The organism is Enterobacter sp. SECR19-1250 (genome assembly GCF_013391025.1).
GTDB lineage: Bacteria > Pseudomonadota > Gammaproteobacteria > Enterobacterales > Enterobacteriaceae > Enterobacter > Enterobacter cloacae.
The window spans coordinates 52,211-73,554 of the sequence record NZ_JACASJ010000012.1; the positions used below are offsets into that span (position 1 = coordinate 52,211).

At 56.9% G+C, this 21,344-nt stretch carries 22 protein-coding genes, 1 pseudogene and 1 other annotated feature; of the genes and pseudogenes, 15 read left to right on the plus strand and 8 right to left on the minus strand.

Annotated features, from left to right (window positions below):
• Positions 1-208 precede the first annotated feature (208 nt).
• From dgoR to HX884_RS05300, 6 genes are all read left to right on the plus strand, one after another.
• Positions 209-898, plus strand: coding sequence for a D-galactonate utilization transcriptional regulator DgoR (gene dgoR, locus HX884_RS05275; RefSeq protein WP_003861109.1), 690 nt, complete (start codon positions 209-211; stop codon positions 896-898).
• Complete coding sequence (locus HX884_RS05280) at positions 895-1,773, plus strand: 2-dehydro-3-deoxygalactonokinase (protein WP_095427761.1); 879 nt, start codon at positions 895-897, stop codon at positions 1,771-1,773. The genes dgoR and HX884_RS05280 overlap by 4 nt, the downstream gene beginning before the upstream one ends.
• On the plus strand, positions 1,757-2,374 hold the full coding sequence (locus HX884_RS05285) for a 2-dehydro-3-deoxy-6-phosphogalactonate aldolase (protein ID WP_020685439.1): 618 nt from the start codon (positions 1,757-1,759) through the stop codon (positions 2,372-2,374). The genes HX884_RS05280 and HX884_RS05285 overlap by 17 nt, the downstream gene beginning before the upstream one ends.
• The gene (gene dgoD / locus HX884_RS05290) at positions 2,371-3,519 is read left to right on the plus strand and encodes a galactonate dehydratase (protein WP_013094786.1); all 1,149 of its coding nucleotides are present in this window, start codon (positions 2,371-2,373) and stop codon (positions 3,517-3,519) included. Before HX884_RS05285 ends, dgoD begins: the two co-directional genes overlap by 4 nt.
• A 116-nt stretch (positions 3,520-3,635) precedes the next feature.
• A complete protein-coding gene (locus HX884_RS05295) occupies positions 3,636-4,973 on the plus strand; it encodes an MFS transporter (protein ID WP_161496901.1) in 1,338 nt (445 codons plus the stop codon).
• A 50-nt stretch (positions 4,974-5,023) separates the two neighbouring features.
• A complete protein-coding gene (locus HX884_RS05300) occupies positions 5,024-6,253 on the plus strand; it encodes a DUF3748 domain-containing protein (protein ID WP_178327795.1) in 1,230 nt (409 codons plus the stop codon).
• On the opposite strand, the gene HX884_RS05305 is transcribed toward HX884_RS05300, so the two are convergent.
• Positions 6,250-6,582, minus strand: coding sequence for a YceK/YidQ family lipoprotein (locus HX884_RS05305; RefSeq protein ID WP_020685435.1), 333 nt, complete (start codon positions 6,580-6,582; stop codon positions 6,250-6,252). The two genes, HX884_RS05300 and HX884_RS05305, sit on opposite strands and share 4 nt — an antisense overlap.
• 249 nt (positions 6,583-6,831) lie before the next feature.
• Positions 6,832-6,904: a sequence feature (ROSE (Repression Of Heat Shock gene Expression) occurs in the 5'-region of heat shock genes and acts as an RNA thermometer to modulate expression.), on the plus strand.
• Here HX884_RS05305 and ibpA point away from each other — a divergent pair.
• The 3 genes from ibpA to HX884_RS05320 all read left to right on the plus strand — a co-directional run bounded on the left by ibpA (position 6,898) and on the right by HX884_RS05320 (position 9,699).
• Positions 6,898-7,308 (plus strand): small heat shock chaperone IbpA, encoded by a 411-nt coding sequence (gene ibpA / locus HX884_RS05310; protein ID WP_006177605.1) that lies wholly within the window; start codon positions 6,898-6,900, stop codon positions 7,306-7,308. It overlaps the preceding feature by 7 nt.
• 136 nt (positions 7,309-7,444) lie before the next feature.
• Complete coding sequence (ibpB, locus tag HX884_RS05315) at positions 7,445-7,873, plus strand: small heat shock chaperone IbpB (RefSeq protein WP_013094790.1); 429 nt, start codon at positions 7,445-7,447, stop codon at positions 7,871-7,873.
• Positions 7,874-8,037: 164 nt separating this feature from the next.
• Complete coding sequence (locus HX884_RS05320) at positions 8,038-9,699, plus strand: putative transporter (protein WP_178327796.1); 1,662 nt, start codon at positions 8,038-8,040, stop codon at positions 9,697-9,699.
• On the opposite strand, the gene HX884_RS05325 is transcribed toward HX884_RS05320, so the two are convergent.
• The gene (locus tag HX884_RS05325) at positions 9,667-10,413 is read right to left on the minus strand and encodes a GntR family transcriptional regulator (RefSeq protein WP_178327797.1); all 747 of its coding nucleotides are present in this window, start codon (positions 10,411-10,413) and stop codon (positions 9,667-9,669) included. The genes HX884_RS05320 and HX884_RS05325 overlap by 33 nt on opposite strands.
• A 222-nt stretch (positions 10,414-10,635) precedes the next feature.
• Here HX884_RS05325 and HX884_RS05330 point away from each other — a divergent pair, with 222 nt between their 5' ends.
• The 4 genes from HX884_RS05330 (at position 10,636) to HX884_RS05345 (ending at position 14,354) form a co-directional block, all read left to right on the plus strand.
• Positions 10,636-12,258, plus strand: coding sequence for an alpha-glucoside-specific PTS transporter subunit IIBC (locus HX884_RS05330; RefSeq protein ID WP_013094793.1), 1,623 nt, complete (start codon positions 10,636-10,638; stop codon positions 12,256-12,258).
• Entirely contained in the window at positions 12,255-13,577 is a 1,323-nt protein-coding gene (locus HX884_RS05335; RefSeq protein ID WP_013094794.1) for a 6-phospho-alpha-glucosidase, read from the plus strand. The genes HX884_RS05330 and HX884_RS05335 overlap by 4 nt, the downstream gene beginning before the upstream one ends.
• A gap of 92 nt (positions 13,578-13,669) precedes the next feature.
• The gene (locus tag HX884_RS05340; RefSeq protein ID WP_178327798.1) at positions 13,670-14,017 is read left to right on the plus strand and encodes a YidH family protein; all 348 of its coding nucleotides are present in this window, start codon (positions 13,670-13,672) and stop codon (positions 14,015-14,017) included.
• Positions 14,007-14,354 carry a DUF202 domain-containing protein gene (locus tag HX884_RS05345; protein WP_014830046.1) on the plus strand — a complete coding sequence of 116 codons (348 nt, stop codon included), beginning with the start codon at positions 14,007-14,009 and terminating at the stop codon, positions 14,352-14,354. The genes HX884_RS05340 and HX884_RS05345 overlap by 11 nt, the downstream gene beginning before the upstream one ends.
• A 34-nt stretch (positions 14,355-14,388) precedes the next feature.
• Here the strand turns inward: HX884_RS05345 and dsdA are convergent, their stop codons facing one another.
• The gene (gene dsdA, locus HX884_RS05350; RefSeq protein WP_178327799.1) at positions 14,389-15,675 is read right to left on the minus strand and encodes a D-serine ammonia-lyase; all 1,287 of its coding nucleotides are present in this window, start codon (positions 15,673-15,675) and stop codon (positions 14,389-14,391) included.
• 17 nt (positions 15,676-15,692) lie between these two features.
• A pseudogene (locus tag HX884_RS05355) lies at positions 15,693-15,917 on the minus strand (DsdX permease); the annotation flags it as partial.
• Between the two features lie 297 nt (positions 15,918-16,214).
• On the opposite strand from HX884_RS05355, the gene dsdC reads away from it, so the two are divergent.
• Together dsdC and HX884_RS05365 are read left to right on the plus strand one after the other, a co-directional pair.
• Positions 16,215-17,141, plus strand: a complete 927-nt coding sequence (dsdC, locus tag HX884_RS05360) for a DNA-binding transcriptional regulator DsdC (RefSeq protein WP_178327803.1) — start codon at positions 16,215-16,217, stop codon at positions 17,139-17,141.
• An 84-nt stretch (positions 17,142-17,225) separates the two neighbouring features.
• On the plus strand, positions 17,226-18,314 hold the full coding sequence (locus HX884_RS05365; RefSeq protein WP_178327801.1) for a glycoside hydrolase family 5 protein: 1,089 nt from the start codon (positions 17,226-17,228) through the stop codon (positions 18,312-18,314).
• Here the strand turns inward: HX884_RS05365 and emrD are convergent.
• From emrD to tisB, 4 genes are all read right to left on the minus strand, one after another.
• A complete protein-coding gene (gene emrD, locus HX884_RS05370) occupies positions 18,217-19,401 on the minus strand; it encodes a multidrug efflux MFS transporter EmrD (RefSeq protein ID WP_023620624.1) in 1,185 nt (394 codons plus the stop codon). The genes HX884_RS05365 and emrD overlap by 98 nt on opposite strands.
• A 175-nt stretch (positions 19,402-19,576) precedes the next feature.
• Entirely contained in the window at positions 19,577-20,410 is an 834-nt protein-coding gene (locus HX884_RS05375) for an EamA family transporter (protein WP_155022516.1), read from the minus strand.
• Positions 20,411-20,472: 62 nt separating this feature from the next.
• Positions 20,473-20,919: a GNAT family N-acetyltransferase gene (locus tag HX884_RS05380; protein WP_178327802.1), complete on the minus strand. Its 447-nt coding sequence runs from the start codon at positions 20,917-20,919 to the stop codon at positions 20,473-20,475.
• Between the two features lie 64 nt (positions 20,920-20,983).
• Positions 20,984-21,073 carry a type I toxin-antitoxin system toxin TisB gene (tisB, locus tag HX884_RS05385; protein ID WP_020684667.1) on the minus strand — a complete coding sequence of 30 codons (90 nt, stop codon included), beginning with the start codon at positions 21,071-21,073 and terminating at the stop codon, positions 20,984-20,986.
• Positions 21,074-21,344: the final 271 nt, after the last annotated feature.

Genomic DNA, 21,344 nt, shown 5'->3' on the forward strand with positions numbered 1-21,344 from the left:
AGCCTCGGTTATCAACCGGGGCTTTTTTTGGCCCTGAGTTTATTGAATTGTTCTTTTTGTGATCTGGATTGTAGTACAACATTAACTGGTTGTACTACATTGTCATCACAGCAAAGGCGAAAGACCTCACGTTTGTACTGCAAAAGTGAGGCGAAATTCAGCGGTCGCGGTAAAGTAGTGATGGACTTACAGAGCACAAGGACTCTCCATGACTCTCAATAAAACCGATCGCATTGTCATCACGCTGGGTACACAGATTGTGGGTGGCAAATATGTTCCCGGCTCGCCGCTGCCGGCAGAGGCAGAACTGTGTGAGGAGTTTGAAACCTCCCGCAACATCATCCGGGAAGTGTTCCGCTCGCTGATGGCGAAGCGGCTGATTGAAATGAAACGCTATCGCGGCGCGTTTGTTGCCCCGCGTAACCAGTGGAACTACCTCGATACCGATGTTCTGCAGTGGGTACTGGAAAACGATTACGACCCGCGGCTGATTGGCGCCATGAGCGAGGTACGAAACCTGGTAGAACCGGCTATCGCCCGCTGGGCGGCAGAGCGCGCCACCTCAGGTGACCTGGCGCAGATTGAGTCGGCGCTGAACGACATGATCGCCAATAACCAGAACCGTGAGGCATTTAACGAGGCGGATATTCGCTACCACGAGGCGGTACTGCAGTCGGTGCATAACCCGGTGTTACAGCAGCTTAGCGTGGCGATCAGCTCGCTACAGCGAGCAGTATTTGAACGTACCTGGATGGGTGATGAGGCCAATATGCCAAAAACGCTCCAGGAACATAAAGCGCTGTTCGATGCGATACGGCATCAGGACGGCGATGCGGCAGAGCAGGCGGCGCTCACCATGATTGCCAGCTCAACACGAAGGCTGAAGGAAATCACATGACATCACGCTACATCGCAATTGACTGGGGATCGACCAATCTGCGCGCCTGGCTGTACCAGGGCGAGCAGTGCCTGGAGAGCAGGCAATCAGAAGCAGGCGTGACGCGTCTGAACGGAAAATCCCCCGAGGCGGTGTTAGCAGAGGTCACACAAAACTGGCGCGACAGCGCCACGCCCGTGGTGATGGCGGGGATGGTGGGCAGCAACGTGGGCTGGAAAATCGCGCCTTATCTGCCTGTTCCTGCTCCTTTCTCCGCCATTGGCGAGCAGTTAACGTCCGTTGGCGACAATATCTGGATTGTTCCCGGTTTGTGCGTCTCGCGCGACGATAACCATAACGTGATGCGCGGTGAAGAGACACAGCTGCTCGGTGCGCGCACGCTTTCTCCTTCTTCTGTCTACGTCATGCCCGGCACGCACTGCAAGTGGGTCCAGGCAGATGCACAGCATATCCACGATTTTCGCACCGTAATGACCGGCGAATTGCACCATTTGCTGCTTAATCATTCGCTGTTGGGGGCCGGTTTGCCGGAGCAGGTTCCGTCGCCGGAGGCGTTTGCTGCTGGCCTTGCTCGTGGGATCGCTTCTCCTGATGTTTTGCCGCAACTTTTTGAGGTTCGCGCCTCGCACGTGCTGGGAAATCTCCCGCGCGAGCAGGTCAGCGAGTTTCTTTCTGGCCTGCTGATTGGCGCAGAAGTCGCCAGCATGCGTGAGTTCGTCGGGCGCGAGCAGGCTGTCACGATTGTCGCTGGTGCAGCGCTGACGTCGCGCTACGAGCAGGCGTTTCGCGCGATTGGCCGTGAAGTATCAATGGTACCCGGCGACACGGCATTTCAGGCAGGAATAAGGAGCATCGCTCATGCAGTGGCAAACTAGTCTTCCCCTTATCGCAATCTTGCGCGGCATTACCCCCGACGAGGCGCTAGCGCACGTCGGTGCCGTGATCGACGCTGGATTCGACGCGGTGGAAATCCCGCTCAACTCCCCCGAATGGGAAAAAAGCATTCCGACAGTGGTGGAGGCCTTTGGTGATAAAGCGCTGATTGGCGCAGGAACCGTCTTGCAGCCGGAGCAGGTGGAGAGGCTGGCAAAGATGGGCTGCAAGCTCATCGTCACCCCCAACATCAACCCCGAGGTGATCCGCCGCGCGGTGAGCTATGGAATGACCGTGTGTCCAGGATGCGCGACGGCAACCGAAGCCTTTACCGCCCTCGATGCGGGTGCGCAGTCGCTCAAAATTTTCCCCTCTTCAGCCTTTGGTCCTGACTATATCAAAGCACTGAAAGCGGTCTTGCCCGCCAGCGTGCCGGTCTTTGCCGTGGGCGGCGTGACGCCAGAAAACCTGGCGCAGTGGATTAACGCCGGTTGTGTGGGCGCGGGGCTGGGCAGCGATCTCTATCGCGCCGGACAGTCCGTTGAACGTACCGCGCAGCAGGCGGCAGCATTTGTGAAAGCGTATCGAGAGGCAGTGCAATGAAAATAACCAAACTCACCACGTACCGTTTACCCCCGCGCTGGATGTTCCTGAAAATTGAAACCGATGAAGGCGTGGTTGGCTGGGGCGAACCGGTGATAGAAGGGCGCGCGCGCACCGTGGAGGCCGCGGTGCATGAACTGGGGGAATACCTGATTGGACAGGATCCGGCACGCATTAACGACCTGTGGCAGGTGATGTACCGGGCGGGCTTTTATCGCGGTGGCCCAATCCTGATGAGCGCCATCGCCGGTATTGACCAGGCGCTGTGGGATATCAAAGGCAAAGTGCTGAATGCCCCGGTCTGGCAGCTGATGGGCGGCCTGGTACGCGACAAAATCAAAGCCTACAGCTGGGTGGGTGGCGACCGCCCTGCGGAAGTGATCGACGGCATTACGCAGCTGCGCAATATCGGCTTCGATACTTTTAAGCTTAACGGCTGTGAAGAGATGGGTGTGATTGACAACTCGCGCGCGGTGGACCGGGCGGTGAATACCGTGGCGCAAATCCGTGAAGCTTTCGGTAACGAGATTGAGTTTGGTCTGGACTTCCACGGACGCGTCAGTGCGCCAATGGCCAAAGTGCTAATTAAAGAGCTGGAGCCCTATCGTCCGCTGTTTATTGAAGAGCCCGTCCTGGCCGAGCAGGCGGAATACTATCCGAAACTGGCTGAACAGACCCATATTCCTATCGCCGCGGGTGAGCGTATGTTCTCGCGCTTCGAGTTCAAACGTGTGCTGGAGGCGGGCGGTATTGCGATCCTGCAACCGGATCTCTCCCATGCGGGCGGTATCACCGAATGCTACAAAATTGCCGGGATGGCAGAAGCCTACGATGTGGCGCTGGCACCGCACTGTCCGCTGGGGCCCGTTGCGCTGGCGGCCTGCCTGCACGTGGATTTTGTCTCCCGCAATGCCGTGTTCCAGGAACAAAGCATGGGTATTCACTATAACAAGGGCGCGGAATTGCTCGACTTTGTGAAAAACAAAGAAGACTTCAGCATGGAAGGCGGTTTTTTCAAACCATTAATGAAGCCGGGCCTTGGCGTAGACATTGACGAAGCCAAAGTCATTGAGCTCAGTAAAAATGCGCCGGACTGGCGTAACCCGCTGTGGCGTCATGAAGATGGCTCCGTAGCCGAGTGGTAAATCGCCGGATGGCGCTACGCTTATCCGGCCTACTCTCTCGTAGGCCCGGTAAGCGAAGCGCCACCGGGCAATAAAAACGTACATACAAAAATATAACCCTCTGTAAATTACAGGGCATGGTGAGCGGCTTCGCTATGCCCAAAATCTGGAGACAGATTGCGATGGATATTCCAGTTACTGCTACAAAGACCGGGCGTCGCCGCTACCTGACGCTAATCATGATCTTTATTACCGTGGTCATTTGCTATGTTGACCGCGCCAACCTTGCCGTGGCCTCGGCCCATATTCAGGAAGAGTTTGGGATCACCAAGGCGGAAATGGGCTACGTCTTCTCGGCGTTTGCCTGGCTCTATACGCTCTGCCAGATCCCGGGCGGCTGGTTCCTCGACCGCGTGGGGTCGCGTCTGACCTACTTCATCGCCATTTTAGGCTGGTCCGTGGCGACCCTGTTCCAGGGCTTCGCGACCGGGCTGATGTCGCTGATTGGCCTGCGTGCTATCACCGGCGTTTTCGAGGCACCCGCGTTCCCCACCAACAACCGTATGGTCACCAGCTGGTTCCCGGAGCATGAGCGTGCCTCTGCGGTGGGCTTTTACACCTCCGGGCAGTTTGTCGGCCTGGCGTTCCTGACCCCGCTGCTGATCTGGATCCAGGAGCTGCTAAGCTGGCACTGGGTGTTTATCGTCACAGGTGGGATCGGCATTATCTGGTCCCTGATCTGGTTCAAGGTCTATCAACCGCCGCGTCTGACAAAAAATATCACCAAAGCGGAACTGGACTACATCCGCGACGGTGGCGGCCTGGTAGACGGCGATGCGCCAGTGAAAAAAGAGGCGCGTCAGCCGCTGACCCGCGCGGACTGGAAGCTGGTCTTCCATCGTAAGCTGGTGGGGGTTTATCTCGGCCAGTTTGCGGTTACGTCGACGCTGTGGTTCTTCCTGACCTGGTTCCCGAATTACCTCACCCAGGAAAAGGGGATTACCGCGCTGAAAGCGGGCTTTATGACCACCGTGCCGTTCCTTGCCGCATTCTTTGGCGTGCTGCTCTCGGGCTGGCTGGCGGATAAGCTGGTCAAAAAAGGCGTCTCATTAGGTGTTGCGCGTAAAACGCCGATTATCTGCGGGCTGCTGATCTCAACCTGCATCATGGGCGCCAACTACACCAACGATCCGGTGTGGATTATGACCCTGATGGCGCTTGCGTTCTTCGGCAACGGTTTTGCCTCTATCACCTGGTCGCTGGTGTCGTCTCTGGCGCCGATGCGTCTGATTGGCCTGACCGGTGGTGTGTTCAACTTCGTCGGTGGACTCGGCGGGATCACTGTGCCGCTGGTCATCGGCTACCTGGCGCAGGACTACGGCTTTGGCCCGGCCCTGGTCTACATCTCCGCCGTGGCGTTGATTGGAGCGCTCTCCTACATCCTGCTGGTCGGCGACGTGAAACGAGTAGGCTAATCCCTTCGGATGTTTTACCCTGATGCGATAACTGCGCATCAGGGTATCCCATGAAACAAATCACCTTTGCTTCCCGCAACCACCAGCTCACCAATACCAATACCTGGACACCGGACAGCCAGTGGCTGGTCTACGATGTGCGCCCGTCCGGGGCATCGTTCACCGGCGAAACCATAGAGCGGGTAAACGTCGGTACGGGCGAGGTTGAGGTGATTTATCGTGCCACGCACGGCGCGCATGTCGGGGTGGTGACCGTTCATCCTGCACAAGACAAATACGTCTTTATCCACGGCCCGAAAAACCCGGATGCAGACTGGCAATACGATTTTCACCATCGCCAGGGCGTGATTGTCCATAACGGCCAGGCGAGCAACCTCGATGCCATGGATATCACCGCGCCCTATACCGCAGGCGCACTCCGTGGCGGTAGCCATGTACACGTCTTTAGCCCGAACGGGCAGTTCGTCAGCTTCACCTATAACGACCATGTGTTGCATGAGCGCGATCCAAAGCTCGATTTACGTAACGTTGGCGTCGCCGCACCCTTTGGCCCGGTCATCCCGCAGGGCAACCATCCTCATGAATATCCGGGCACCTTCTGGAGCGTGCTGGTAAGCCGCACGACGCCGAACCCACAGCCGGGCAGCGATGAGATCAACCGCGCCTATGAAGAGGGCTGGGTGGGCAACGGCAGGCTGGCGTTTATTGGCGATACCCTGTCTGTGAAAGGCGAAAAAGTGCCTGAACTGTTTATTGTCGACCTGCCCAAAGACGAGCAGGGCTGGAAACAGGCAGGCGATGCGCCATTGCAGGGCACGCCAGAGACGATGCCAGCACCGCCTGCTGGCGTGCTGCAGCGCCGTCTGACCTTTACCCATCAAAAGGCGTATCCGGGGCTGGTGAACGTGCCGCGCCACTGGGTGCGCAGCAACCCGCAGGGTACGCAGATTGCTTTTCTGATGCGTGATGACAACGGCATTGTCCAGCTGTGGCTGATCTCACCGGAGGGGGGCGAGCCGCGTCAGTTAACGCATACCGAAAGCGGTATCCAGTCGGCATTCAACTGGCATCCTTCGGGCGACAGTCTGGGATTTATGCTGGAAAATCGTATCGCCTGCTGCGACGCGCAGACCGGAGAGGTCACGTTTTTGACGTCCGATCACGGCAATCCGCCGTCTGCTGATGCGGTCGTCTTTTCCCCGAACGGGCGCGCTATTGCATGGATGGAGGAGAAAGAGGGTTTCCGCCAGCTGTGGCTAACGGAAACCGTACAGGATTAGCGTCGCGGCATCTCGGCGGGCGGGATAACGGCGTTGGTTGCCAGATTTTGCTGCTCGCTTTTCTCAACGCGCGAGCGTACTGAACTGTCCGTGCGGAACATATCCCAGGGCAGCAAAAGCGTATCGGCCACTGCCGTGAACGGCATATCGAGGATCACCAGGGATTTGGTGCCCCAGTTCGTGTCATCATCGGAGATCATCGCCGCGCTGGCGCGCGTCCCCGGATATGTTCCTTCTTTACCGCCGGTGTGAGACATTACGCTCGAACACCCGCAAAGTAAAACCACCCCGCTGAACATCGTCAGCTTAATCAGAACATTTTTCATCATCACTCAGTCATCGTTAATGGCACTGCATAGACCTGCAACTCTGGGTTATAGCGAGCCTTGTTGAAAATGAATAGCCCAATAACCCCGCACTGTGGCAGCCATCGCAATTTAACCCTTTGTGCTGTTGTCCCAGTCTAAGCGAGAAGCGCAAAAGTGCAAAAAAAAGTGCGAACGTCGCGGTTGAAAACACCGGTTCCAGACCCATTTTAAGAATGTAACCCGATAACGAGCACGCCTGATGGGTGTTCGGGGGGCGCAATGGCCTGTCCATGGTGGAAGGCTAAAATTTCTCGCTGATTTCAGGAGCTTTTATTTATGCGTAACTTCGATCTTTCCCCGCTATACCGTTCTGCAATTGGTTTTGACCGCCTGTTTAACCATTTAGAAAATAACCAAAGCCAGAGCAACGGCTACCCTCCATACAATGTTGAGCTGGTTGATGAAAACCACTACCGCATTGCCATTGCTGTCGCCGGTTTTGCAGAGAGCGAACTGGAGATCACCGCGCAGGACAACCTGCTGGTGGTGAAAGGTTCACATACGGCCGAGCAGAAAGAACGTACCTACCTTTACCAGGGCATCGCCGAGCGCAACTTTGAACGCAAGTTCCAGTTAGCGGAGAACATTCACGTTAAAGGCGCGAACCTGGTCAACGGTCTGCTGTTTATCGAGCTGGAACGTGTGATTCCGGAAGAGAAAAAACCGCGCCGTATCGAAATTAATTAATGCCGCGGGTCGCGTCAGCGGCCCACTCAGAATTGCTTGCCGAACCGGGAGCATATGCGAATCCACAAGGATTTGCAGGAACAACTGTGCACAAAAATAAACTGTGCCGAACTCGCTTCTCAGAAGGAGATTTAGTATGCGTAACTACGATTTATCCCCCCTGCTGCGTCAGTGGATTGGTTTTGACAAACTGGCTAACGCCCTGCAAAGCACCACTGAGCATCAGACGTTTCCGCCGTATAACATCGAAAAAAGCGACGATAACCACTATCGCATCACGCTGGCGCTGGCCGGGTTCCGCCAGGACGATCTGGATATCCAGCTCGAAGGCACGCGTCTGACCGTGAAAGGGTCGCCGGAAAAACAAGAAACCGAGACCAAATGGCTGCATCAGGGGCTGGTGACCCAGCCATTTAGCCTGAGCTTTACCCTGGCAGATCATATGGAAGTCTCCGGCGCGACCTTTACCAACGGGTTGCTGCATATTGACCTGGTCCGTAACGTGCCGGAAGCCATCGCGCCACAGCGTATCGCCATTAGCGAGCGGCCGGCGCTGAACAGTTAATGCTGTGCGGGCTGGTGCCCTCACCCCAGCCCTCTCCCACAGGGAGAGGGTGAAAAGTTAAAGCCCTGCCCCGGCAGGGCTTTTTTGTGCGCCATCACCCATACAACGCCCTTTACCTCTGAGAGAATCCTTAACATAACTAAGGTTATGCAAGGAAGTAGATCATGAGTGATATCGCGTTAACCGTCAGCGTGTTGGCCCTGGTCGCTGTTGTTGGATTATGGATTGGCAACATCAAAATCCGTGGCGTCGGGTTTGGGATCGGTGGGGTGCTGTTTGGCGGCATTTTTGTCGGGCACTTTGCTGACAAACTCGGGCTGGTTCTCAGCGCCGATATGCTCCACTTTACGCAGGAGTTCGGCCTGATCCTCTTCGTCTATACTATCGGCATTCAGGTCGGGCCGGGCTTTTTCGCCTCATTGCGGGTTTCCGGATTACGCCTCAATCTGTTTGCCCTCGGCATCGTCGTAATGGGCGGGCTGGTCACCGCTATCCTGCATAAACTCTTCGCAATTCCGCTGCCCGTGGTGCTGGGCATTTTCTCCGGGGCCGTGACTAACACGCCCGCGTTGGGGGCGGGCCAGCAAATCCTGCGCGATTTAGGTATCGAACCCGGCATTGTCGACCAGATGGGGATGAGCTACGCCATGGCTTATCCGTTCGGGATTTGCGGCATTCTGCTCTCCATGTGGCTGGTTCGGGTGCTCTTTCGCATTAACGTCGACAAAGAGGCGAAGGACCACGAAACCACGCTTACCAACGGCCATATGCCGATCAAAACCATCAACATCCGCGTCGATAACCCCAATCTGAACAACATGGCGATTCAGGACGTGCCGATCCTGAACAGCGCCAATATCATCTGCTCGCGCCTTAAACGTGACGAGATGCTGATGGTGCCCGCACCTGGCACCATTATCCGGCAAGGCGATCTGCTGCACCTTGTCGGGCAGCCCGGAGATTTAAACAACGCGCGGCTGGTGATTGGTCAGGAAGTGGATACCTCGCTCTCTACCCGCGGCACCGACATGCGCGTGGAGCGTGTGGTGGTAACTAACGAGCACGTTCTGGGCAAGAAAATACGCGATCTGCAGGTAAAAGAACGTTACGACGTGGTTATCTCTCGTCTCAATCGCGCCGGTGTTGAACTGGTCGCCAGCCCGGAAGCCAGCCTGCAGTTCGGCGATATTCTTAACCTGGTCGGGCGTCCGTCGTCCATTGACGCCGTGGCGGATATGGTCGGTAACGCTCAGCAAAAACTGCAGCAGGTCCAAATGCTGCCGGTGTTTATCGGTATCGGGCTGGGCGTGCTGCTTGGCTCCATTCCGCTGTATATACCGGGGTTCCCGGTGGCCCTCAAGCTGGGTCTGGCGGGTGGGCCGCTGATTATGGCGCTGATCCTCGGGCGAATCGGCTGTGTCGGTAAGCTCTACTGGTTTATGCCGCCGAGCGCCAACCTGGCGCTGCGCGAGCTGGGCATTGTGCTGTTTCTGGCGGTCGTCGGGCTAAAATCCGGTGGCGATTTTGTCGATACCCTGGTCAGGGGGGAAGGGATGAGTTGGGTCGGCTACGGCATCGTCATCACCGCGATCCCGCTGCTGACGGTCGGCATACTGGCGCGAATGTTCGCTAAAATGAACTATCTGACGCTGTGCGGCATGCTGGCGGGGTCGATGACGGATCCACCGGCGCTGGCCTTTGCCAATAGCCTGCACGCCACCAGCGGCGCGGCGGCGCTGTCGTACGCTACGGTCTATCCGCTGGTCATGTTCCTGCGCATCATCACCCCGCAGCTACTGGCGGTGCTGTTCTGGGGGATGAGTTAGCAGGTCGTCCGGGTGGATGCGCCGCAGATGGTAGTCCACCTGGTAATCACTGGTATTTCGGAACATCACGGAATAGTTAAGGAACTCGCCGCTGTCGCTGTAGGAGAGAGAGGTAATGCGCAGCAGCGGCGTTTGCTCCGGCAGGTTCATGTAACCAGCGAGTTGTTTATCGGCCAGTACCGGCGTCAGGCTCTCGTAATTGCCGCTGATTGTAATTCCGCACTCCTTCTCGATGTAATCAAACTTTGACCCTTCCAGATGCGCCAGCGAGAGGTTGCGAAACAGCTTCACGGGCATAAAGCTGTCCTCCAGCATCAGCGGTTTTCCGTCCACGTAGCGCACCCGGCGGGAAAAGTAGATCCGCTCATCCACCTGGATCCGCAGCTGGCTGGCGATGGCGGGCGGGGCGGGCATCACTTCAAACTGCAACACCTTGCTCTGTACCTCTTTGCCCTGCTGACGCAGTACCTCCACCAGCCCGGTGAGGTTGGTGGTTTCATGGTGCACATATTTGCGTGCTACAAACGTCCCGCTGCCGTGCCGCCGCTCAACCAGCCCCCAGCTCACCAGCAGATCCAGCGCCTTGCGAATGGTCATGCGCGCCACGCCAAACTCCTGCGCCAGCGCTTTCTCTCCCGGAATGGGGCTGCCGATGTTGTAGTCCGATGAATTCAGCCGTAGCCGTAATCGGTCGGCAATGGATTTGTAGATCACCAGTAGACCTCTCTGCCCGTATCAGGGCGTGGATTGCATCCTGACATGTCCATATTTACAGCGAAAAGTAGACCTGATTGGTCAAAATAAAACCATGAATGCGATCACGAATCGCAGCGGCACGCCATGTTCGCGCATCAGTAACTTCTTATGCTCACCTCAGGCCAGCACAAAACCATAAAGGCCTCTCTCCCCTACAGGTTGTTACGTGAGGATTTAAAGATGCTCAGTCAAATACAACGTTTTGGTGGTGCCATGTTTACCCCGGTGTTGCTGTTTCCCTTTGCCGGGATCGTGGTGGGAATCGCCATCATGCTTCGCAATCCGCTTTTCGTGGGCGAAGCCTTAACGGCTCCTGATAATCTGTTCGCGCAGATCGTGCACATCATTGAAGAGGGCGGCTGGGCGGTATTCCGCAATATGCCGTTGATTTTTGCCGTTGGCTTACCGATTGGTCTGGCGAAACAGGCGCAGGGCCGCGCCTGTCTGGCGGTGCTGATCAGCTTCCTGACCTGGAACTACTTCATCAACGCGATGGGGATGACCTGGGGCCACTTCTTTGGCGTCGACTTTTCCGCCGAACCGACGGCGGGTAGCGGGCTGGCGATGATTGCCGGGATCAAAACCCTTGATACCAGCATTATTGGGGCGATTGCGATTTCCGGTATTGTCACTGCGATCCATAACCGCTTTTTCGAGAAACCACTGCCGGTTTTCCTGGGCATTTTCCAGGGCACCTCGTTTGTGGTGATTATCGCTTTTTTCGTCATGATCCCCTGCGCCTGGCTGACGCTGCTGGGTTGGCCGAAAGTGCAGATGGGCATTGAGTCCCTGCAGGCGTTCTTACGCTCCGCCGGTGCGCTCGGTGTCTGGGTGTATACCTTCCTGGAACGCATTCTGATCCCAACCGGGCTGCACCACTTCGTCTACGGTCCGTTTATCTTTGGCCCGGCCGCCGTTGAGGGCGGGATTCAGGTCTACTGGGCGCAGCATCTTCAGGCGTTCAGCCAGAGCACGCTGCCGCTGAAAACCCTGTTCCCGGAAGGTGGTTTCGCGCTGCACGGTAACGCTAAGGTGTTTGGATCGGTCGGGATTGCGCTGGCGATCTGGTACACAGCCTCACCAGAAAACCGCGTCAAGGTCGCGGGCCTGCTGATCCCGGCCACGCTTACCGCCGTGCTGGTGGGGATTACCGAACCGCTGGAATTTACTTTCCTGTTTATCTCGCCGTTGCTGTTTGCCATTCACGCCGTGCTGGCGGCCACCATGGCGACGGTGATGTACACCTTTGGCGTGGTGGGCAATATGGGCGGTGGCCTGCTGGACCAGTTCCTGCCGCAAAACTGGATCCCCATGTTCCATAACCACGCTTCAACGGTATTCACCCAGATCGGCATCGGCGTCTGCTTTACCGGCCTTTACTTCGTGGTCTTCAAAACGCTGATTGAGCGTCTAAACCTCAAAACCCCGGGTCGTGAAGAGAGTGAAATCAAACTCTACAGCAAGGCCGACTATAAGGCGGCGCGCGGGCAAACCACCGCCCCGGCTGCCGCCAGCCAGCAGGTCGGCCAAGCCGCCGGATTCCTGCAGGCGCTGGGCGGCGCGGCCAACATCGAAAGCATCAACAACTGCGCCACCCGCTTGCGTATCGCGCTGGTCGACATGGCGCAAACCCAAAGCGATGAGGTGTTCAAAGCCCTCGGCGCACACGGCGTAGTGCGACGCGGCAACGGCATACAGGTGATCGTTGGCCTGCACGTTCCGCAGGTGCGCGACCAGCTGGAATCGCTGATGAAAACCCCTTTAACGAATGAACAAACCACCCTGACAGAGGCTATATCATGAAAAAATTCTCAGTTGTCATTGCAGGCGGCGGCAGCACCTTTACGCCTGGTATCGTCCTGATGCTGTTAGCCAACCGTGACCGTTTCCCGCTGCGTGCCCTGAAGTTTTATGACAACGATGGTGCACGTCAGGAAACCATCGCCGAGGCGTGCAAAATTATCCTTAAGGAACAGGCACCGGAAATTGAGTTTAGTTACACCACCGATCCAAAAGCGGCGTTTACCGATGTGGATTTCGTGATGGCGCACATCCGCGTGGGCAAATACCCGATGCGCGAAAAAGACGAGAAAATTCCGCTGCGTCACGGTGTGCTGGGTCAGGAAACCTGCGGCCCGGGTGGGATCTCTTACGGCATGCGCTCCATCGGCGGCGTACTGGAACTGGTGGATTATATGGAGCAGTACTCCCCGAACGCGTGGATGCTGAACTACTCCAACCCGGCGGCGATTGTGGCGGAAGCGACGCGCCGTCTGCGTCCGCATGCCAAAATTCTCAACATCTGCGATATGCCAATCGGTATTGAAGGGCGCATGGCGCAGATTGTCGGCCTGAAAGACCGCAAACAGATGCGCGTGCGTTACTACGGCCTGAACCACTTCGGCTGGTGGACATCGATTGAAGATCTGAACGGTAACGATCTGATGCCGAAACTGCGCGAATACGTGGCGAAACACGGCTATGTTCCGCCTTCGGAAGATGCGCATACCGAAGCGAGCTGGAACGATACCTTCGCCAAAGCCAAAGACGTGCAGGCGCTCGATCCAGATACCATGCCAAACACCTATCTGAAGTATTACCTGTTCCCGGACTACGTGGTCGCGCACGCCAACCCGGAGCGGACCCGCGCCAATGAAGTTATGGATCACCGTGAGAAGCATGTATTCAGTTCGTGCCGGGCGATTATAGAAGCCGGAAAATCCTCTGCCGGGGAGCTGGAGATTGACGAACATGCCTCGTACATCGTCGATCTGGCGACGGCGATTGCCTTTAATACCCAGGAGCGGATGCTGCTGATTGTGCCAAACAACGGGGCCATTCATAACTTTGATGCCGACGCGATGGTGGAAATTCCGTGTCTGGTGGGCCATAACGGGCCGGAGCCTCTCACCGTGGGCGATATCCCGCACTTCCAGAAAGGGCTGATGAGCCAGCAGGTGGCGGTGGAAAAACTGGTGGTGGATGCCTGGGAGCAACGCTCGTACCAGAAACTCTGGCAGGCAATCACCCTGTCAAAAACCGTACCGAGCGCGTCGGTCGCGAAAGCGATTCTGGATGACCTGATCGAGGCCAATAAGGATTACTGGCCAGAGCTGCATTAACTCTCCTGACCGGCATCGCCTGATGCCGGTCTCCTTGTCCTGGCCGATTTACGCTATGCTGAAGCCTGCCTGCAGCATGACAAGGAGCCTTCATGAAAATTTCCCGCCTCGGTGAAGCCCCGGACTACCGCTTCTCGCTGGCCAATGAACGTACATATCTGGCGTGGATCCGTACCGCGCTGGGCTTTCTGGCCGCCGGCGTCGGTCTTGATCAGCTCGCGCCCGATTTCGCCACGCCGTTTATTCGTGAAGTGCTGGCGCTGCTGCTGTGCCTGTTTGCGGGCGTACTGGCGATTTACGGCTATCTGCGCTGGCTGCGTAACGAAAAGGCGATGCGCCTGAAGCAGGATCTGCCCTATACGCGCGGGTTGCTGATTATCAGTGCGATTTTGCTGACGGTGGCGGGCGTGGTGATGGTACTGGTGTTCTATGGCGGATAGCCGCAAAGCGCGACGCGAAGCGGACCCCGGCCTGCAGCCGGAGCGGACGTCGCTGGCGTGGCTGCGTACGCTGCTGGGGTATGGCGCGCTGATTGCCCTGGCGATTAAGCACAACTGGCACCGCACGGGAGTGCCCTTCTGGATCTCACTGGTTGTGCTGGCGCTGGTGGCCATCATTTTATGGCGCTATACCCGCAGCCGTAACGTGATGGACGTGGCGCAGGACGATTTTGTGCAGCCGAAGGCGGTGCGGGATAAGTTCCTGATTGCGTTGGCTGTACTGTCTCTGTCTTTACTCTTTGCAATTACACACATTCAGCAAATTGTGAGCTTATAAGCCCGGTGGCGGCTGCGCCTTACCGGGCCTACGGTTAACGGCCTTTTGCTAAATACTTCGCCATCTCGTCTTCCGGCACCATGCCGCCGCCGGTCGCCCACACCAGATGGGTGACGTTGGCATCAGCCTGAACACGCAGCGGCCCGGCCATGCCCGCCAGCGCCGATGGCTCCAGACGAATCCCTTCCTCCTGCGCCAGCCAGCCGAGCATGTCGTACATGCTTTGATCGGAAAGGGTATAGAACCCGTCGAGCAGACGTTCCATCGCGCGGCCGACGAAGCCCGACGCGCGTCCGACCGCCAGCCCGTCCGCTGCCGTCACGTTGTCGATACCCAGATCCTGCACGGCAATCTCATCGTGCAGGCCGGTATAAACCCCCAGCAGCATGCATGGGGAGTGCGTGGGCTCGGCAAAGAAGCAGTGAACGTTGTCGCCAAACGCCAGCTTCAGACCAAACGCCACACCGCCAGGCCCCCCGCCAACGCCGCACGGCAGATAGACATACAGCGGGTGCTCTGCATCCACCACACGGCCCTGTTCGGCAAACTGCGCCTTCAGGCGCTCGCCGGCAACGGCATAGCCCAGGAACAGGGTGCGGGAGTTTTCATCGTCGATAAAGAAGCAGTTCGGGTCGTTTTCCGCCGCTTTTCGCCCTTGTTCCACCGCCACGCCATAATCCTGCTCATATTCCACGACGGTAACGCCATGGCTGCGCAGTTTGGCTTTCTTCCACTCGCGGGCGTCGGCGGACATATGTACCGTCACCTTAAAGCCGATGCGTGCGCTCATGATGCCGATGGACATTCCCAGGTTGCCGGTTGAACCCACCGCAATGCTGTACTGGCTAAAGAAGTCTTTAAAGCGCGGTTCCAGCAGGATGCTGTAGTCATCTTCAGTGCTCAGCAATCCCGCTTCCAGCGCCAGTTTTTCCGCGTGGGTCAGCACCTCGTAGATGCCGCCGCGCGCTTTAATCGAGCCGGAGATGGGCAGATGACTGTCTTTTTTCAGCAGCAGCGTTCCGGGAAGAGCCTTGCCAGATTCTCTCTCCAGCCGTTTTTTCATGGCCGGAATAGCAACCAGCTCAGATTCGATAATCCCGCCCGTTGCCGCGGTTTCCGGGAAGGCTTTCGCCAGATATGGCGCGAAGCGGTTGAGACGCGCATGCGCGTCGTCCACGTCGGCTTTGGTCAGCCCGACATAGGGCAACCCTTCTGCAAGCGAAGTGGTTCGTGGGTTAAGCCACGTTGTCTCTTTCAGAGCCATCAGATCCTCAACCAGAGGAAACTGTGCGGTTAAAGCAGTGATAGTTGCGTTTTCCATAATACGTCTCGTCGCGCTCAGATAATGAAAGAAAGCAGGAATGTGCCGCCAAGTGCAAGCACCGAGGCGATAAACGTCGCCGTCGTATAGTATTTGAAGGTCTCATTCAGGGTCGCGCCGCAGTATTGCTTGACCAGCCAGAAGAGCGAATCGGTCACGATCGTGCAGCCAATAGCGCCGGAACCGATGGCAATGCTGATGATCTCCGGGCTTACGTTCGGGTAGAGCGGCAGCAGCAGCGCAAGGAACGGGTGAAACTTCAGTTTTACGATGGTTAAAACAATCAACACAATGCTGACAAGCAGCGTTACCACAACCCAGACCGGCGATCCCATATCTCACCTCACCCTTATGTCATCTGTGGGTATTGGACGAAAAAACGGCGTGAGCTGACAAACGATAAAAATTGCCGTTCAGGTGAGCCAGATTGGATCAACTGAGTGACTGAACTCAAAAAAGCGCACTTATTTCGCTGTTGGTTCACATAAATTCATGCCTGGGCGGTATGCTGGGCGCAGAAATAACGTGTGAGAATTGTGATGACCGATGCGAATGAAGTCAGAAACCGGCTGCTAAATGGCTGGCAACTGTCAAAGATGTACACTTTTGAAGTGGCTGCCCGGCATGAATCCTTCGCGCTGGCGGCGGCGGAACTGTCGCTCAGCCCCAGCGCGGTGAGCCACCGCATCAACCTGCTGGAAGAGGAGCTGGGCATTCAGCTGTTTGTCCGCTCGCACCGTAAAGTTGAGCTGACGCAGGAGGGAAAGCGCGTTTACTGGACCCTAAAATCATCCCTCGACACCCTGAATCAGGAGATCCTGGATATTAAAAACCAGGCGCTGTCCGGTACGCTGACGGTGTATTCCCGGCCGTCAATCGCCCTGTGCTGGCTCGTCCCCATGCTGGGGGATTTTACCCGCCGTTATCCGTCGATATCTCTCACCATTCTCACCGGCAATGAGTACGTCAATATGCAGCGAACCGGCATCGATCTGGCCATCTATTTCGACGATACGCCGCCAAACTACCTTTCTCATCATTTCTTGATGGACGAGGAGATTTTGCCCGTCTGCTCGCCCGCATATGCTCGCGAGCATGCGCTGTTGAAAAACCCCGATAACCTCAGCCACTGCACGTTACTGCACGACCGTCAGGCCTGGAGTAATGATTCCGGTACGGATGAGTGGCTCAGCTGGGCGCAGCATTTTGCGATGAATATGCCGTCATCATCGGGTATTGGCTTCGATCGTTCCGATTTAGCGATAGTGGCAGCCATGAATCATGTGGGCGTGGCGATGGGGAGAAAGCGGCTGGTGCAAAAGCGCCTTGAGCGGGGCGAGCTTATCGCCCCGTTTGGCAACAAGGCCCTCAAATGCCATCAGCACTATTACATCGCAACGCTTACCGGCCGTCAGTGGCCGAAAATTGACGCTTTTATTGGCTGGCTAAGAGAACTGGCAGGCTGAAGAATTATTACGCTTTGACGCTACACCAAATGCGAGAAAGCGTGCTAAATACAGGTAATGCTTTTGATTTATCCAGGGTAAGCCGTGTTAAAGCCTCTTATTGCGACCGCGTTACTTCTCTCTTCCGGCTGGGCGATAGCCGCCGAGCCGCCGCTGACGGCTGCGCTTTATGCACAAAAGCTGGGTGTGGGTATGGACGTGGACTGGGCGCGCACCGAGCGCGGGATACGGGAATTCGACCCGCTGGTGGTACGCGACTTTCGCGCGAAAGGCATCAGCCATGTGCGTATTCGCGTGGCCGATGAGCCGACCGAAGCACGGCTGATCCACCTGCGTAAGCTGGTGGAAGCCTGCGAGCAGTACGGCGTGATCCCGATTATCGCGTATCAGGCGGACAGCTATAAAAACGATCCGAAAGCCGATAACGAAAAAGAGGTTACCGACTGGTGGATTGCCGTGGCGCACTATTTCGGCAAACGTTCGCCGCTGCTGGGCTTTGACCTGATTTATGAGCCTGCGGACAAGCTCAACCACAACGCAGCCTCGCTCAACCGGGTGTATGAAAAAACCATCAAGGTCATCCACAGCATTGATGCGGACCGGATGATCTTCATCGCTCCCCGCCTGCGTGCGGCCCCCGAAGCTCTCCCCAGCCTCAAGCTGCCTGCGCACAGCCAAAACTTCCTGCTGGCGGAGTGGCATATCTTCCCCTGGGGGCCGCTGAAAAATAACGGCAAATACCCGTGGACCTCCGGTACGGCGGCGGAGAAAGCGGCGATTCACAATCGCATCGCGACGGCGCTGCGCTGGCAACAAAAAACCGGACACGTCAGCTGGGTCGGGGGCTGGGGCGTGGGGGAGTCAAACCGCTTTACACCCACCGCGTCGCAAATGGCCTTTGCCACGTTTATGGCCTGCGAGCTGCAAAAGGCGAAAATACCCTACGCGATTAACGCCGATTTCCAGTTTTATGACGGAGAGGAGGGGGCCTGGCGGCCAGCGCCAGAGCCGCTGCTGGAGGCGATGATTGCCCCGGCGTGTGAAAAGCCCGGCGAGAAGCCGGGCCATCATGCGGTTAAACAGGCTGCTCGTGGTGGGGAACACGCGACGCCAGCGGCAGCCAGCACAGCAAAATCAGTAGCCCCATCAGCGTCATCAGTAAACCCAAACTAGCCTGCCCGGTTTGCGGCATCATGGCGGAGAGCCAGGCCAGCGCGCCGGAACCGATGTTTTGCAAACCGCCCACCAGTGCACCCGCCGTACCCGCGAGGAACGGGAACGGCTCCATGGCGCCGCTGGTGGCAAGCGGGAACAGCATCCCCGCGCCGAAGAAGAACAGCGCCGCCGGGATCAGGAGCGTCCAGACGGTCATTACGCCAAACAGACCCGGGATCCACATCATCAGGCCAGCCAGCAGGCAGCTGATAACAGACTGCCACATCAGCGTTGAGAAGCGTTTGTTTTGACGTCCGGCGAACCAGGCTCCAAAGAACGCCGCCGGGATCGGCAGGATAAACAGAATACTCACCACCATACTGCTCAGGCCAAGCCCCGCTCCCAGCAGTACGCCAGAACAGGCTTCGAACACCGCAATGCCCGCCAGACCGCCGATCAGCATCAGCAGGTAACAAGTAAAAGCCCCGTTGCCGAACAGCGTTTTATAGCTGGCGAGAAGCTTCGTGCGCGGTGCGTCCTGGGGACGGGTTTCCGGCATCCAGCGCGCCATGCTGAAGGTGACAATCACGCACAGCACCAGCAGGAAGGCATAGCAGGCGCGCCAGGACCACATTGTGTCCAGCAGGCCGCCAATCAGCGGTGCCAGCAGCGGGCTGACCAGAATACCCATATTCAACAGGCTGTTGGCATGGCGGAGTTGCGTGCCCTGATACATATCGCGCGGTAAGGTACGCGCCATCACCCCACCGACGCCCGTGCCTACCCCCTGCAGCGCGCTGGCGGCAATTAGTACGGTCAGGCTATGGGTGGTAATAGCAATCACCGTCGCGACCATGAAAATGCACATGCCGGTCAGAATGACCGGACGGCGGCCAATGCGGTCGGATAATGGCCCGTAGAACAGCTGCGAAACGCCATAGGTCAGCAGGTAGGCGGCCATCACGCTTTGTACCGCGCCCTCGCGGACGTTGAGTTCCTTTGCCATGTCGGCAATCGCCGGAATGTAGATGGTTTGCGCCATCTGACCGACGGCCACCAGTAACACCAGCATCAACAATAAGTTAACGTTCCTTTGTTTTTTCATGTCGCTGAATACTTTTGCTAAAAGAGAAAAATGAAGAATAAGTGACTACGCATTCCCATAAATGCGCGAGGAATCTACCACAATGAGATGACAAATTAAGCATTGTCATGATGAATGAAGAAGAGGATTAAGGCAGGTTTTGTAAACAAGAACGGCAACTAATGTTGCCAGTGAATTACGCCAGACGCAGCAGGATCGCACCGGCTGCAATACCCAACGCGGCAGCGATACGCAGACCGGCAACCTTTTCTTTTAAAAGCACAAATGCGATCAGCGCACCGAAGAGTATGGAGGTTTCACGCAGCGCAGCGACAACCGCCAGCGGAGCCTGCGTCATCGCCCATAAGGCCAGGCCATACGAGCCCATGGTTCCCACCCCGCCGAGCAACCCCTTTTTCCAGTGCAAACGCAGGTAGCTGGAAGCTTCGCGGCGTCGCGCCACAATTGCCCAGCACAGCAGGCAGAAGCCGTTCATAAAGAAGGTCCACAGCGTATAGCCCAGCGCGGTATCCGATAAACGTACACCCGTTCCGTCCACCAGCGTATAGCCGGCGATAAAGCAGGCGTTCAGCAGTGCCAGCCAAATCCCCTTGCGGGACTGCAATCGGCCATTTATCGCCATCGCGAGGATCGACAGGCAGATTACTCCGATGCCCGCCCAGGCGAGCCAGGAGAGGCTATCCCCGAGCACCAGCACGCTGATCAGCGCCACCAGCAGTGGGGCTGTTCCGCGCATCAGCGGATAGGTCTGGCTCATGTCTGAGACCTGATACGTCTTCGCCACCAGTACCGTGTACACCACCTGCAGCGCGCAAGAGACCACTAAAAATGGCCAGCTGGCTACGGAGGGTTGAGGAGAAAATGGCAATAAAACCAGCGCAATGAGTGTGGCGGAGCCGCTAACGCTGATCGCCGAGTAAAGCTTATCCGTTCCGGCTTTGACGATGGCGTTCCAGCTGGCATGCAGCAGTGCGGCGAACAGCAAAATACAGAAAACGGAGATAGTCATGGCGTCTTTGGCGGTGAATTGTCACTCAACTGTAACATTCACGACCTGATGTCGCCAGCCAGCTACACCGCGCAAAAGAGACGATGGGTAACCCGTGGCTCGTCTGACACCAGCCTGAAGCCTGCCCGACGGTAGAAGCCGCAGGCCGTATCGGGTGCATGGGTATTGAGGAAATCAAACCAGATGCTGGCATCGGCCATCACCACCGTTAACAGCTGTTTACCAATGCCCTGACCGCGGCACTTCTCGCTGACATAAAGATGGCGAATACGTCCGGCACGCGGCTGCTGGCTGAACGGATCGCGGTTAAGGCCGCAGACGCCCACCAGCTTGCCGTTTAAAAAGGCACCCAGCAGCTTTTCACCCGGCGCGTTAAAGCGGTTTTCACCGCGCTGCCAGTTCTCTTCCAGCCTGCGCAACATATTGAAATTCGCCGCGATGCTTTCGGCTTTCAGCGCGATATACCCGGGCTCTTCCGGCGTGATGGGTTCAATTAACAGACGCGACATAGCATTCCCTCGTTATTAAAGAGGGGCGGTTGCCCGCCCCTCTCAGGTGCGACTTGAACCTGAATCACCGAAGGTATTTCAGGACAGCATCAAGCAGTTGCAGAACAGCAACAATGAGTTTGAGGATAAGTATCACCATATCCACTACGCTCATACGCGTCTCCTTTTGGTAAAAAGGAGCACGATGCTGGCGTACCTTTCCGCCGCCTGTTGCCAGCACCTCGATTGACGTAACACAGTGTGCTCACTTCAGAGGGTTAAGGCACTGACGGCACCACCCGTTTCAGCCAGGACTTCGTTGCGCCGGTAGAACTGCGGCCCCCTCGCTCACTGCGAACATCCTCAGTATAGATAAATACTGTATGCATGAGGGTCTTCCCTTGTTGTGGTGGCTGAAGGCATGATAATGGCGTATTAAATCGCCA

Bases quoted from the DNA above. Each gene is read 5' to 3' on its own strand.
- dgoR (WP_003861109.1), top strand. From the start codon at position 209: ATGACTCTCAATAAAACCGATCGCATTGTCATCACGCTGGGTACACAG.
- HX884_RS05280 (WP_095427761.1), top strand. From the start codon at position 895: ATGACATCACGCTACATCGCAATTGACTGGGGATCGACCAATCTGCGC.
- HX884_RS05285 (WP_020685439.1), top strand. From the start codon at position 1,757: ATGCAGTGGCAAACTAGTCTTCCCCTTATCGCAATCTTGCGCGGCATT.
- dgoD (WP_013094786.1), top strand. From the start codon at position 2,371: ATGAAAATAACCAAACTCACCACGTACCGTTTACCCCCGCGCTGGATG.
- HX884_RS05295 (WP_161496901.1), top strand. From the start codon at position 3,636: ATGGTGAGCGGCTTCGCTATGCCCAAAATCTGGAGACAGATTGCGATG.
- HX884_RS05300 (WP_178327795.1), top strand. From the start codon at position 5,024: ATGAAACAAATCACCTTTGCTTCCCGCAACCACCAGCTCACCAATACC.
- HX884_RS05305 (WP_020685435.1), bottom strand. From the start codon at position 6,582: ATGATGAAAAATGTTCTGATTAAGCTGACGATGTTCAGCGGGGTGGTT.
- ibpA (WP_006177605.1), top strand. From the start codon at position 6,898: ATGCGTAACTTCGATCTTTCCCCGCTATACCGTTCTGCAATTGGTTTT.
- ibpB (WP_013094790.1), top strand. From the start codon at position 7,445: ATGCGTAACTACGATTTATCCCCCCTGCTGCGTCAGTGGATTGGTTTT.
- HX884_RS05320 (WP_178327796.1), top strand. From the start codon at position 8,038: ATGAGTGATATCGCGTTAACCGTCAGCGTGTTGGCCCTGGTCGCTGTT.
- HX884_RS05330 (WP_013094793.1), top strand. From the start codon at position 10,636: ATGCTCAGTCAAATACAACGTTTTGGTGGTGCCATGTTTACCCCGGTG.
- HX884_RS05335 (WP_013094794.1), top strand. From the start codon at position 12,255: ATGAAAAAATTCTCAGTTGTCATTGCAGGCGGCGGCAGCACCTTTACG.
- HX884_RS05340 (WP_178327798.1), top strand. From the start codon at position 13,670: ATGAAAATTTCCCGCCTCGGTGAAGCCCCGGACTACCGCTTCTCGCTG.
- HX884_RS05345 (WP_014830046.1), top strand. From the start codon at position 14,007: ATGGCGGATAGCCGCAAAGCGCGACGCGAAGCGGACCCCGGCCTGCAG.
- dsdA (WP_178327799.1), bottom strand. From the start codon at position 15,675: ATGGAAAACGCAACTATCACTGCTTTAACCGCACAGTTTCCTCTGGTT.
- dsdC (WP_178327803.1), top strand. From the start codon at position 16,215: ATGACCGATGCGAATGAAGTCAGAAACCGGCTGCTAAATGGCTGGCAA.
- emrD (WP_023620624.1), bottom strand. From the start codon at position 19,401: ATGAAAAAACAAAGGAACGTTAACTTATTGTTGATGCTGGTGTTACTG.
- HX884_RS05375 (WP_155022516.1), bottom strand. From the start codon at position 20,410: ATGACTATCTCCGTTTTCTGTATTTTGCTGTTCGCCGCACTGCTGCAT.
- HX884_RS05380 (WP_178327802.1), bottom strand. From the start codon at position 20,919: ATGTCGCGTCTGTTAATTGAACCCATCACGCCGGAAGAGCCCGGGTAT.
- tisB (WP_020684667.1), bottom strand. From the start codon at position 21,073: ATGAGCGTAGTGGATATGGTGATACTTATCCTCAAACTCATTGTTGCT.